This window comes from Amycolatopsis sp. NPDC043887, from assembly GCF_056435665.1.
The window spans coordinates 43,406-55,912 of the sequence record NZ_JBWKEB010000026.1 but is presented as its reverse complement, the minus strand read 5'-3'; the positions used below and the strand labels follow the sequence as shown (position 1 = coordinate 55,912).

At 69.8% G+C, this 12,507-nt stretch carries 12 protein-coding genes; 2 read left to right on the top strand and 10 right to left on the bottom strand.

Translation table 11 applies throughout. The features are described from left to right. Nucleotides 1-41: 41 nt before the first annotated feature. Nucleotides 42-1,907, bottom strand: a complete 1,866-nt coding sequence (locus AC069H_RS40220; protein WP_478235818.1) for a primary-amine oxidase — start codon at nt 1,905-1,907, stop codon at nt 42-44. A gap of 114 nt (nt 1,908-2,021) precedes the next feature. Here AC069H_RS40220 and AC069H_RS40215 point away from each other — a divergent pair, with 114 nt between their 5' ends. Together AC069H_RS40215 and AC069H_RS40210 are read left to right on the top strand one after the other, a co-directional pair. Beyond that, complete coding sequence (locus AC069H_RS40215; RefSeq protein WP_478235817.1) at nt 2,022-2,741, top strand: SDR family NAD(P)-dependent oxidoreductase; 720 nt, start codon at nt 2,022-2,024, stop codon at nt 2,739-2,741. A 14-nt stretch (nt 2,742-2,755) separates the two neighbouring features. Continuing rightward, nucleotides 2,756-3,553, top strand: coding sequence for an SDR family NAD(P)-dependent oxidoreductase (locus tag AC069H_RS40210; RefSeq protein ID WP_478235816.1), 798 nt, complete (start codon nt 2,756-2,758; stop codon nt 3,551-3,553). 76 nt (nt 3,554-3,629) lie between these two features. Here the strand turns inward: AC069H_RS40210 and AC069H_RS40205 are convergent, their stop codons facing one another. From AC069H_RS40205 to pdxR, 9 genes are all read right to left on the bottom strand, one after another. Continuing rightward, nucleotides 3,630-4,325 (bottom strand): ABC transporter ATP-binding protein, encoded by a 696-nt coding sequence (locus tag AC069H_RS40205; RefSeq protein WP_340682272.1) that lies wholly within the window; start codon nt 4,323-4,325, stop codon nt 3,630-3,632. Then, a complete protein-coding gene (locus AC069H_RS40200; protein WP_478235815.1) occupies nt 4,322-6,025 on the bottom strand; it encodes a branched-chain amino acid ABC transporter ATP-binding protein/permease in 1,704 nt (567 codons plus the stop codon). Before AC069H_RS40200 ends, AC069H_RS40205 begins: the two co-directional genes overlap by 4 nt. Continuing rightward, the gene (locus tag AC069H_RS40195; protein WP_478235814.1) at nt 6,012-6,872 is read right to left on the bottom strand and encodes a branched-chain amino acid ABC transporter permease; all 861 of its coding nucleotides are present in this window, start codon (nt 6,870-6,872) and stop codon (nt 6,012-6,014) included. The genes AC069H_RS40200 and AC069H_RS40195 overlap by 14 nt, the downstream gene beginning before the upstream one ends. 124 nt (nt 6,873-6,996) lie before the next feature. Continuing rightward, a complete protein-coding gene (locus AC069H_RS40190) occupies nt 6,997-8,175 on the bottom strand; it encodes an ABC transporter substrate-binding protein (RefSeq protein ID WP_478235813.1) in 1,179 nt (392 codons plus the stop codon). Continuing rightward, nucleotides 8,172-8,573 (bottom strand): nuclear transport factor 2 family protein, encoded by a 402-nt coding sequence (locus AC069H_RS40185; protein WP_478235812.1) that lies wholly within the window; start codon nt 8,571-8,573, stop codon nt 8,172-8,174. Before AC069H_RS40185 ends, AC069H_RS40190 begins: the two co-directional genes overlap by 4 nt. Nucleotides 8,574-8,582: 9 nt before the next feature. Then, a complete protein-coding gene (locus AC069H_RS40180) occupies nt 8,583-9,350 on the bottom strand; it encodes a MoaF C-terminal domain-containing protein (protein WP_192744583.1) in 768 nt (255 codons plus the stop codon). Nucleotides 9,351-9,390: 40 nt separating this feature from the next. Further along, complete coding sequence (locus tag AC069H_RS40175; RefSeq protein ID WP_478230347.1) at nt 9,391-10,389, bottom strand: AraC-like ligand-binding domain-containing protein; 999 nt, start codon at nt 10,387-10,389, stop codon at nt 9,391-9,393. A gap of 62 nt (nt 10,390-10,451) precedes the next feature. Then, nucleotides 10,452-10,934 carry a hypothetical protein gene (locus tag AC069H_RS40170; RefSeq protein WP_478235811.1) on the bottom strand — a complete coding sequence of 161 codons (483 nt, stop codon included), beginning with the start codon at nt 10,932-10,934 and terminating at the stop codon, nt 10,452-10,454. A gap of 143 nt (nt 10,935-11,077) precedes the next feature. Beyond that, nucleotides 11,078-12,493: a MocR-like pyridoxine biosynthesis transcription factor PdxR gene (gene pdxR / locus AC069H_RS40165; protein WP_478235810.1), complete on the bottom strand. Its 1,416-nt coding sequence runs from the start codon at nt 12,491-12,493 to the stop codon at nt 11,078-11,080. Between the last annotated feature and the right edge of the window lie 14 nt (nt 12,494-12,507).

Sequence of the window (12,507 nt, the reverse complement as noted above, 5' to 3'; positions counted from 1 at the left end):
TGGTCGTTTTCGGGGGTGTCGTCAGCTCCGCCGACAGGCCTTTAGTGCTCGTGGGCGGAACAGTGATCGCCGGCGGCGCCGGAAGGCAGGTCGAGGGCCGGGTTTCGGTCCAGGAAGCCATAGGGGCGCAAGGAGAAGCCGGAGTAGTCGACCGGCATGACCGGCCAGTCCTCCGGACGCGGGATGTGGGTCGGGCCGAACACGTGCCACAGCACGAGATCGGTGTCGACGAGGTCGCGGTCGGCGGCGGTCCAGGCGGGCAGGCCCGCCCCGCCCGGATGCGCGTTCGGGCGATCGCCCGCCGGGAACCGTTCGTCCGCGCGGTACGGCGTCGCCCACAGGTGACGGGTGGCGAACGTCGCCCGCTGGTGGACGGTCGATTCCGGCTGCGCCATCAGGGTCGCGGACGGCCGGGGGACCAGCTGGTAGGCCGTCGGCGAGCCGAGCCGGTTGGTCCGCTCCGCGCTGCGGATCTCCCAGACACGCGCCTTGGCCGGATCCGCGAACCGCCGCGCCTCCTGTTCGGTGCGCAGCGGGGTCTCCTTCCAGGTGAACGCGTTCCCGTACGGGTTCCGCGCGCCCATGGGGATCCGTTCGACGTCGACCTCGACGAGCGAGTTGCGTTCGCCGTCGATCGCCACGTCCAGCCGCGCGCAGAACAGGTGCTGGTGCACCGGTGCGAACAGGCCGGGCGCGATCTCGTTGGCGTGCGGGTGGTCCGTGCCGGGGTGCGCGGCGCCGGCGAACACGATGCCGGTGGCCTTCGCCTCCAGTTCCACGGTGCCGTCGAGGTAGAAGTACCAGAAGAAGCCGTAGTCGTAGTTGCCGATGGTGGAGATCGACGAGATCACCAGCCGTCGCGAGCGGCGGACCTCGGCGCGGCCGTCGAGATCCGTGTGCTTCCAGAGGATCCCGTAGTCCTCCTCGTGCATGCAGATCGCGCGGGGGATCTCGACCGGATGGCCGTGGTCGTCGGCGACGAACGCGGGGAAGTAGTGGATGACGCCGAGGCAGTCGCAGCCCAGCCGCAGATCGTTGCCGTTCTTGCCGAGCAGGTACTCGCCCGCGTCGAAGTAGCTGATCCAGAACCGGCCGGGCGCGGTGTCGCCGTAGGGCACCACCATCTCCGGTACCGACGCGCGGTGCAGCACCGACCGGTCCTGGAAGCTGATCCGGTGCAGCGTCAGGCCTTCGCGGGCGTTGAAGCCGACCCGGAGCTTCCAGCCCTCCCAGGTGACCTCGTTGCCGTCGACGGTGAAGCTCGGGCCCGCCGGCTGGGTGATCTCGATCGGCTTGAGCGTGGTTCGGGCCGGGACGTCGCCGTAGCGGCCGTGCTCCGGCGGTACGGGCACGTCGCCTTCGTCCTCCACCCGGATGACGCGCTGCCCGGTCAGGTCGATGTGCACGATCAGGCCTTCGACCGGATGCGCCCACGGGCTGTCGGACGCGTCGTCGCGCAGGAACGTCAGCGAGCGGATGACCCGGCCGGTCTCGTCAGACCTGCCGAAGAAGCCGGGGGCCAGAGGAGCGCAGAAGGCGTGCTCGATCCGGTCGCCGAGCCCGCGCCGCTCCATCGCGGTCTGCCACTCCGGTGACGCCTTGGTGATCGACGCGGCGAGGTCGTACTCCTCGAACAGGTACGCAGGCTGACCTGCGCCGCAGTCCTCGTTGGAAACCACTTCGCGCTTAGCCAGCGAGACGACCACGTCGCGCGCCTCGCCGGTCGCGGTGTCCAGCAGCGTGTACTGGACACGGCGGTCGGGGGCGGCGTCGCCTTTCTCGGGCTCCACCGGCAGCACGGCCGGGAACCGCGTGGTCGCGGCGAGCAGGCCTTCGGCGGCCAGGATCTCGCGGCCTGCGGTGAGTTCGTCGGCGGTCAGCGGGTCGAGTGGGTGCGGCCTGGTCATGGTTCGCAGTCTTGCCGGTCCACCTCTCCCTGAAAAGGCCGTCATGCGGCTGCCGACAAGAAGGGTGCACTGACGGCCAACCTCCGTGAAAGGTCCGGACCGGAGGATGGCGGCATGGGTCTGGATCTCGCGGGCAAGGCCGTGCTGGTGACCGGCGCGGCATCCGGTATCGGCCTTGCCTGCGTCCAGGCCTTCCTCGCCGAGGGCGCGCGGGTCGGCGCCCTCGACCGGGCACCCGTCCCCACACTGGCCGACGGTCTCCTGGCGATCAACGCCGACGTGACCGACGAGCCGTCGATGGCGGCCGCCGTCGAGGCCGTGGCGAGCCGGTTCGGCGGACTCGACGTCGTGGTGGGCTGCGCGGGGATCTCCGGACCGGTGGGCACACCGGTCACCGAAACCTCGGCGGCGGATTTCGCCGCGCTCCTGGCGATCAACGTCACCGGCCAGTTCCTGCTGGTCAAACACGCCGCGCCGTGGCTCACCGCGTCGGGTGGCTCGGTCGTGCTGCTGGCCAGCGACTCGGCGTTCACCAGCGCGCCCGGCATGGTCCCGTACTGCGCTTCGAAGGGCGCCGTGGTCGCGATGACCAGGGCTCTCGCCGTCGATCTTCCCGGTGTCCGGGTGAACTGCGTCTGCCCGTCGGTGGTCGACACCCCGATGGCGCGCGGCGATCTCGGCGACGTACTCGACGATCCCGCTTTCCCGGTGCAGGCTCCCGAAGAGGTCGCCTGGCAGGTGCTCCACCTCGCGTCCGCGCGTTCGCGGGCGGTCAACGGCCAGGCCGTGCTCGCCGACTTCGGCGTCTCCGCCCGTTCCGGTTTTCCCGCTTAGAAAGGACTCCGCAAGTGAAGAAGGTTGTCGCGATCACGGGTGGCGGTACCGGTATCGGCGCCGCGGTGGCCCGCCGGTACGCCGACGAAGGCGCCCAGGTGGTGGTGCTCGGACGGCGGCTCGAACCGCTGGAGAAGGTGGCCGCCGAAACCGGCGCGCACGTCATCGCCTGCGACGCCAGCGACCGCGAAGCCGCCGAGAACGCCGCGGCGGAGATCGTCGGCAAGTTCGGCAGGCTGGACGTCGTGGTGGCCAACGCCGGTGGGCACGGCCTGTCCTCGGTGACCGACACCGGTGACGAGGAATGGGAACTGGCCCTGCGCTCGAACCTGTCCAGCGCCTTCGTGTTCTGCCGGGCCACGCTGCCCTCGCTGGTCGAAACCGGCGGTCAGGTGGTCATCGTGTCCTCGCTGGCGGGGTTGTTCGCCGGGCCGAACGTCGCCGGCTACACCGTCGCGAAGCACGCGCTGATCGGCCTGACGCGCTCGATCGCCCGCGATTACGGGCCGAAGGGCGTGCGCGCGAACGCGGTCTGCCCCGGCTGGGTGCGGACCCCGATGGCGGACGGCGAAATGGACCAGTTCGCCGAGGCGGCGGGCTTCGACGGCGGCCACGACGAGGGCTACCGGCGCGTCACCGCCGAGGTCCCGCTGCGCCGTCCCGCCGAACCGGAGGAGATCGCGTCGATCGTGCGGTTCCTGGGGTCTTCGGAGTCTTCGTACATCACCGGTGCGGTGATCGTGGCGGACGGCGGCGCGCACGCCGTCGATCTCCCGACCTTGGCCTTCGAACGGGCGGGGATGGGTTCTTAGACGGGTGCGGGCTCCGTGAAGGCCTCCTTCCCTACCTTGAGAGTAGGGAAGGAGGCCTTCACGGACTTCCGAACGGTCAGGATTCGCCGAGGTAGGCCGCGTGCAGGGTGCCGGGCGAGTCCAGCAGGCCCTGCGCGGAACCCGCATAGGTGACCCGCCCCGAAGAGACCACCAGCGCGTCGCTCGCCACCCCGAGGGCCAGATGCGTGAACTGCTCGACCAACAGGATCGCCGCGCCCTCCTCGGCGAACCGGGTCACCATCGGCAGCAGCCGCGTGAACACCACGGGCGCCAGGCCCAGCGACATCTCGTCGATCAGCAGGAACGACGGCCGCGCGGCGAACGCGCGGGCCAGCACCACCATCTGCTGTTCGCCGCCGCTGAGCAGCGCGGCCGGTGAATCGCGGCGCTTCTCCAGTTCCGGGAACAGCTCGAACAGTTCGTCGGCCCGCGCGCGGGTGCGCGCGGTCAGCATCAGGTTCTCCAGCACGGTCAGGCCGCCGAACACCGCGCGCCCCTGCTCGATATGCGCCAGACCCCGCCGCGCACGGGAGACCCGCGACTGCTTCGTGATCTCGTCGGATCCGATGTGGACGGTTCCGGCCGAGGCGGGGACCACGCCGGAGACGGCCTCCAGCAGGCTGGTCTTGCCGGCGCCGTTCGGGCCGACGAGCGCGGTGATCCGGCCCGGCTCCAGGGTCAGGTCGACGTCCCGGATCACCGGCCCGGCGCCGCGGGTGACGGTCAGTCCCGCTATCCGCAAAGCGTTCACAACAGCTCCGTTTCACCCATGTATGCCTTGAGTACGGCCGGATCGGCGAGCACTTCGGCCTGCGGGCCGGAGGCCAGCACGCGGCCGAAGTCCAGGACGGTGATCGTGTCGCAGACCGAGCGCACCAGGTCGAGGTCGTGCTCGATGAGCAGCACCGACACCCCGAACCGCGCGGGGACCTGCCGCAGCCGTTCCCCGAAGGCGACGTGTTCCTCGTGCGGAAGTCCCGCGGCGGGCTCGTCGAGCAGCAGGACACGCGGCCGCGCCAGCAGATGCCCGACGACCTCGACCAGCCTGCGCGCGCCGACGTCCACTTGCGACAGCGGAGTGCGGGCGGCCGGGCAGCCGAAGAAGTCCAGCGCATCGCCGATTTCGTCGGCGGTGAGCCGCCGCCTGGCGAGGAACTTGAGGTACGCCCCGACCGTCAGCCCCGGCGGGACGCGATCCTGCTGGAACGTCCGGCGCAACCCGGCGCGGGCCCGGTTCGACGGCGACCCGGTCAGCGGGCTGCCGCCGAGTTCCACCTGGCCCTCGGCGTTCGGCAGGAAGCCGCTGATCGCGTCGACCAGCGTCGACTTCCCCGCACCGTTCGGCCCGATGACGCCGAGTACCCCGTGTTCCGGGACCGATATGTCCACTGACGATAGTGCGGCCACGTGGCCGAAGTTCACGCTCAGCCCGCGTACGGTGAGCACCGGTGGACCAGGTGAGACCGGTTCCACCGTGCTCGTCCCGGCGGCGAGATCGAGTTTCGCCGGTTCCTTCCTGGCGCGCCGATACCACACCTGGCGCACCGTGGTGCCCAGGTTCCCGCCGCCGGCCAGCGCCTGGACCCCGAGCACGCCGAACACCACGAAACCCCAGTCCTGCGGGATTCCCCAGCGTTTCAGCAGTTCAGGAACTCCGACCCACAGCACCGCGCCGAACACGGCCATGTCGATCAGGTGCGCGCCCGACATGATCGCCAGCACGTAAAGCGCCAGCGACTGGATCGCGGTGAAACTGGCCGGGAAGGCGAGCCCGACCTGCCCGGTGAGCAGGCCGCCGCTGATCCCGCCGAGGGTGGCGCTCACCGCGAACGCGGTCAGCTTCGACGTCCGCACGCTCGTCCCGGCGGCGGCCGTGCCGCGTTCGGAGAACGCCACCGCCTGCCAGGCGCTGCCCCAGCGCCCGCGGCGCAGGAAGTACACGGCGAGGCAGCAGAGCACCAGTACCACGACGGCGAGCTGGAAGTAGGCCCGGTCGTCGGAGAAGGCGTCCGGCCGTTCGACCGAGATCCCGCCGGAGACGCCGGGGAACTGGAGCTGGACCAGCGCGAGGTCGGCCGCCGCGGCGAGCCCCAGCGTCACGACGGCGAGGTTGATTCCACGCAGCCGCAGCGCCGGCAGCCCGACGAGCACCCCGACCACCCCGGCGGCGAGACCGCCGAGCACCAGCCAGGTGAGGAACCCGCCCGGAGCCTGCGCCTCGTTCAGCGCCGACACCGTCCAGGCGCCGACGGCACCGAAGGTCAGCTGGCACAGGGAGATCATGCCCGCGCTGCCGGTGACCACGCCGAGCCCGAGCAGGGAGATCCCGGCGACGACGGCGCTCATGCCGAGGTAGACGAAGTACCCGTCGAGCCCGACGCTCAGGCCGTACCCCACGGCGATCGCCACGATGGCGACCGCGAACGGAATCCCGCGTTCAGCGAGCCGCATCCCACACCTCCTTGCGCTGTGACCAGAGCAGCAGCGCGACGATGACCGCGAACGGCAGGAAGTACCGCACCACCGAAAGGCCGTCGACCTGCGCGGCCGCGCCCTGGATCAGGCCGAGGCCCAGCCCGCCCGCGACCGCGAGGTCGAGACGGCGGAATCCGCCGAGCAGGGCGGCCGCGGCCGCGGGGACCACGAGCATCGCCAGCGACGTCGCGTCGTTGGACTGCGACGGCGCCACGATCGAGATCACCAGCGTGCTGACCACCCCGGTGACCGCCCATACCGCGACACTGAGCCGTTTCGCCGGGATGCCCAGCAGCTCCGCCGTGGTCGGGCGTTCGGACAGCGCCCTGAGCCGGACCCCCGCCGGGGTCCGGCTCAGCACGATCCGGCTGGCCACCGCCACGAGGACGGCCAGCGCGACCGTCACCACGGTGACCTGGCTGATCACCACGCCGCCGACGGTGACCGCCGGACCGTCCAGGATCGGGTGGAACGGCTGTGGCTTGTTGCCGAACAGGATGAACGACAACGAGATCAGCAGGAGCAGCACCGCCACGGTGACCGCCGATCGGGTGCCGGTGTCCGCCTCGGCGAGCCAGGTGGACACGATCCAGCCGAGCAGCGCGCTCAGCAACCCGCCGAGCAGGATTCCCGCCACCGTGGCCGGCCACGTCGGCAGTCCCGCGTGGACGGACAGGAACACCGCCACGTAGCAGCCGAACATCCCGGTGGCCGACTGGGCGAAGTTCACCACCCGCACCAGGCGCGACATCAGCGTCAGGCACACCGCCAACACCGCGTACAGTCCGCCGGAGGCCAAGCCTGCCAGCGCTCCCTGCAGCATGTTTCCTCCTGTGTGAGGGAAGGGAGCGGTGCGTAGTGGGGCGCGGTGGTCGTGAGTGGCGTTTCGGGTTAGAACCCGAAACGCCGCTCACGACCCAGGTGACCCACCACGCACCCGCCTCCCGTTACTTCTGGGGGATCCGCAGCCAGTCGTCGGCGACGAGCTCCCATTTGTTGGTGCCGGAGGCGAGCTTGATCGGCCAGCCCGCGGTGTTGTCGTGGTGGGTCTGCCCCGGTCCGAAGACGTACGGGGTGCCGACCATCGGATCGGTGATCGGCTTCATCTCGCGCAGTGCCTTGGTCACCGATTCGCGGGTGATGTCACCTTGGATCCCGCGGATGACGTCGAGGAAGTACTTCGCCGCCAGGTAGCCGCCCTGGCTGAACGAGGTCAGCGGGATGTTGTTCTTGGTCATCAGTTCGCGCCAGTCCTTGTTCTGCGGGCTGGTCGCGTCGGTGAACGGGTAGAACTCCGCGGGCACGTACACTCCGGCGCCGGCGTTGGTGATGGCCTTGGCGTAGTTCTCGCTGTAGACGCTGGTGAGCAGCAGCCACGTGACGTCGTTCCAGCCCTGCGCCGCGGCGGCCTTGAGCTGCCCGATGGAATCCGGCTCGACCGGGTTCACCGTGATCGCCTTGCACCCTGCGTTGCGCGCCTTGACGATGTACGAGGTGTAGTCGGAACCGCCGTAGGGCACGGTCGCGTCGAGGTACTTGAGCTTCTTGCCGGTGATGGCCGACCACTCGTCGATCGCCGCCTGGTACGACGGCAACGTGTTGCCCGCGATCTCCAGCAGCGCGCAGATGTCGTTCAGCTTCAGGGTTTCCGAGCCGTAGAGCAGGGTCAGCGTCATGTCGTGGTACGGGCCGACGTTGACCGGGGCGATGTTCGGGCTGGAGAAACAGGCCGGGTCCACGCCGATACCCTGCATGGACAGGATCTTCTGCTGTTCGTAGTACTTGTTGTTGATCTCGCACTCGATGAGGCTGGACGAGCCGACGAGCGCCACCGCCTCGTCCCGGCCGACGACCTCGCGGGCCGCGGCGGCGGCCGCCGCCGGGTCACCCTTGTCGTCGAGGGCCTTGTACTGGATCTGTCTGCCGTTCACGCCGCCGCTCGCGTTGGCCGCGTCGAAGACCGCCTTGGCCGCCTGGGAGGCCTCGGGGAACGTGGCCGCGCCGCTCAGCGCGTTGACCGAACCGACCACGATCGGCCCGCTCGAACCGCTGTCGGAACCGGCGCAGCCTGCTGTGGCGACCAGGACGGCCGCGGCGAGGGCGACGAGGCGCCGCGCGGGTTTCACCGGTTCTCCGAAGCGTTCATAGCGTCGGCCACGGGGACCGAGTCGACGATCTGCTCGAACGAAGTGACCTTGCCGTCGGCGAACTTCCACACGTGCGCGACGCGGGCGGTGAACGAGCGACCGGTCCCGCGGTGCTTGCCCTCGTAGGTCCCGATGCCGATCACCGCGTCACCGGCGTCGAAAAGGTCGCCGAGGGTGAAGGTGTAGCCGTCCCAGTCCTTCGCGATCGCGCCGAAGACGTTGTCCCGGACTTCTTCGGGGCCGGTGTAGGTGCCGGCGTAGGGGAAACCGGCCGCCTCCGTCCAAGTGGTCCCGGGATCGAGCGGGGCCAGCATGCCCGCCAGATCGCCCCGGTCGCTCGCGGCGTAGTGCGCGGCGATGATGTCTAGATTGGACACTGAGGCTCCTTAGACCGGTTGCGCGTCGGGATAGGCGACGGCGCCGAGTGGGTAGATGTGCCCGCCCGCGCGGGAATGTTCCGACCGGCCGTCGCCGGTCAGGCCGAGGAAGACGCCGGTGGTCTTCAGCGCGTAGCCGAGATCGTGCAACCACACGCTGGCCACGGCGATGCGGAATTCGCGGAAACAGAACAGGTAGAGCCCGTCCTGGAACTTCCACACCGTCGACAGGTCCATGTCCCCGTGACCGCGCTGCACACCTTCGAGGCATTGCCAGGCATAGCGTTGCGAGGACACGTACACATGCTCGTAGAGGTGTTCGGGGCTGTAGCGGTAGATGTTGCGCTTGCCGATCAGGTCGCGCGACGGACCCGGTACCTCGCCGGTCGGTGTGCCCGCGTCGGTCGTGCCGGACCAGAACGTCTGCGAGACACGGGGAACGCCTTCGACGTCCTCGGCGCCGATGACCGAGCGCACGGCGAGCGCGCGATGCGTCGTCGTGGAAAAGACGACGGTGAGCGCCTCACCTTCCACGCTGGTGTGTGGGAGATTGACGAAGAAAACGTCTTCCCGGACGGCGACCGCGTCGTACGGATCCTTGATGCCGTTGCAGGTGACGGTTTCAGCGTCCTCGAATCGCAGCGCGAGCGTCTTTCCGTCATCGAGGGTGACGGTGAGCTCGCGTCCCGACAGGTCCGCGTTCGGCAGGCGGTAGGTGGCTATTCCGGCGGCGAACTCGTCATAGGTGCGCCACTGTTCCTCGGGTGCTTCGGGCATGCGGTCATCGTCGAGGCGACCGCACCGGCGAGGCCAGCTGTCACGCGCTGGGCGGCAACAACCGGTCGCTCACGGTCAAGCCGCGGCGCAGTTCGCTCGGCGAGCAGCCGAATTCCGTCTTGAACACCCGGCTGAAATGCGGCGCGTCGACGAAACCCCACTTCGCCGCGATGGCCGCGACGGGCCGGGAAAGGTGCACGGGGTCGAGCAATTCGCGGCGGCAGTGTTCGAGCCGCCGGGTGCGGATCCAGCCCGAGACGGTCGTGCCCTGTTCGTGGAAGAGGCCGTGCAGATGCCGGGTGGAGATGTAGTGCTCGGCCGCGATCTGCGCCGGGCCGAGGTCGGTGGAGGAGAGGTTCGAGTCGATGTAGGCGAGTACGCGGCGCATCAGCTCGTGGTGCGGCCCGGCGGTCGCGCGGGCGAGGTCCAGTTCGCTGGCGAACAGCGTGGCGAGCAGATCGACCGCCGTATGCGCGAGCCGGACGCCCGCCGGCCCGCCGAGCTGGTCGAGGTTGCTGCCGAGTTGCGCGAGGAAGGGCACCACCACGTTGCCCATGCCCCGCTTGCCCGACATGGGTACCGCGGTCAGCTGGCCGACCAGGTCACGGGGGAGATCGATGAGCCGCTGCGGGAACATCACCACGAGCGTGCGGAAATCCTCCTCGAACGCCAAGGTGTACGGCCGGTGCGTGTCGTACAACGCCACGTCCCCGGGGCGCAGCATCGCCTCGCGGTTGTCCTGGACCAGGAGCCCGGTGCCGGACAGGATCAGGCTCAGCTTGTAGTAGTGCCTGTCCGCCCTGGCGATGAGCTCGGGCGTCCGTTCGACCACGTGCGCGGACGCGGTCACCTCGGTCAGCTGGACGTCGTCCGCGCCGCACGAGCGGATGCGACCGCGGAAGTGGTCCCGGTGCTCGCTCGTCACGTGCAGCGGCACGAAGGACTGCGACACCACCGTGCGGAAATCGGTGAAATCTCGCGCGACCGTGGTGGTGGTCGGGTCGGCGGTGGCGGTGGTCACGGGGTCACCTCGCAGCATCGGGGGGTGAATTTCATATACGATAAGCGATACGATGCTGCCGGGCAATGATCGCGGCGAGGTCAGTCGGCGAGGCGGAACAGGAGGGTCCTCGGGTCCACGTCGACGGGTACCACCGTGCCCGTTTCGTAGCGGCCGACGTCTTCGGTGAGGACGCGCGCACTGAACGGAGTCACTCCCGGGCCGGTGACGACGAGGTCGACGTCGTCCGCGGGTGTGCTCACTTCGCCGACCCAGATCCGTTTCCTGGAAACGACTTCGGCGTTCGCGCGGACCCCGGACCGGTCGAGCCCGCGGTGGGCCTCGCGAGCCTTGGCGTTCTGCCTGAGGTGCGAGCCGACGGTGCCCAGGCCGCCGAGCGTGAACACGACGCCCATGGCGATGACCACCAGGCGGTCGTCGTCGCCGGGTTCGAAGTAGCTGCTGATCCAGAGCAGGCCCGGGCCGATCAGGACCAGGATGGTCATGAAGAAGCCCAGGAGGCACCCGTTGACGGTGAAGGCAGGCAGCTCCGGTGCTTCCTTGCCCTCGCGGTCCGTCTCCACGGGCGTGAGGTTACTGGCCGGTTTCCGTCGGTGGTCCGGTAAAAATGCCCGCTTGCCGAAGCGGGTCCGCGCCGAGACGGACCCGTGGTCAGCCAATCACCCGCGAAGGGATTTGTTCGTCCTTTGTGGACATACGGTGGTCTTCACCGGTCAGGCAAGGCAAGGCAGAGGGCGTCCAGCGCGGCACCGAAGGCGTGTTCGGGTGGGGTGCCGTACCCGATGACCAAGCCCTCGCGCCGGGGCATCGCGCTGTCCGGATGCGGATACGCGGCGAGGCCGTCGAGAGCGAGCCCCTGACGCCGTGCGGCGCGCAGCGCGGCTTCCTCGGTACCCGCGGGCAGTTCGAGCACGGCGTGCAGCCCCGCGGCGATTCCACTGACCGTGATGTGCGGGGCGCGGTCGGCGAGTGTGGTCGTGAGCAGGTCGCGACGGTGCCGATAGACCTTCCTCATCCGGCGCAGATGCCGGTCGTAGGCGCCGCTGGTGAGGAAGTCGGCGAGGGTGAGCTGATCGACGACGCCCGACCAGATCTCCCGCGGTCCCTTGGCGGCGACGACCTCGTCCGCCAACCAGCCGGGTACGGCCAGCCAGCCGAGCCGGAGCGCGGGGGAGAGGCTCTTGCTCGCCGAACCGAAATAGACGACGTGATCGGGGTCGAGACCTTGTACGGCGCCGACCGGCTCGCGGTCGTAGCGGAACTCGCCGTCGTAGTCGTCCTCGAGGAGCAGGCCGCCGGTCGCGCGTGCCCAGTCGATGACCGCGGCTCGGCGCTCCGGAAGCAGGGCACCTCCCATCGGGTACTGGTGGGCGGGGGTCAGCAGGACGGCGTCCGCGCCGGTGCCGTCGAGCTCCTCGACGCGTGCTCCGTGGGCGTCCACCGTCAACGGCACCGTTTTCAGCCCGGCCTCTTCGAGCAGCGAGCGGTGGAACTCGAGTCCGTACGACTCCACGGCGACAGGGCCGCGCAGGACCCGGCGCACCAGGCTCAGCCCGTGCGCGAATCCGGAGCAGACCACGATCCGGTCCGGTTCCGTGCGTACGCCCCTGGTCCGCGCCAGGTACTCCACCAGAGCCGTCCGCAACTCCGGCCTGCCGCGGGGATCGCCGGCGCCGAAGGCTTCGTTGGGAGCGGTCGCGAGCGCCCGCCGGGCCGAAGCCGCCCAGGCCGAACGTGGGAAGGCGGAGGCGTCCGGGGAACTGGGCATCAGGTCGTGGACCACGCGCCGTGAGGCCGGGCGCGCCGGACCCCGTGATCGGCCGGGTTCCAGCGGCGTGGCGCGATGCGCGACGCGCGTGCCCGAACCTTGGCGGGCGATGAGCCAGCCTTCTTCGGCCAGCTCCGCGTACGCGTCGGCGACGGTGTTGCGAGCGATGCCCAGGTCGGCGGCGAGGGCGCGATAGGGCGGCAGCCGGGTGCCGGGCGCGAGCCGTTCGGACCGGATCGCTTCACGCAAGGCTCGCATCAGCCGGAACCGCACGCTCCCACTGCCGGCGAGCTCCAGATGCAGATCGCTGCCCCGGTCCATCACGACGCCGCGAGCCGACGGTAATTGACCCATGAAATCTCCACGAG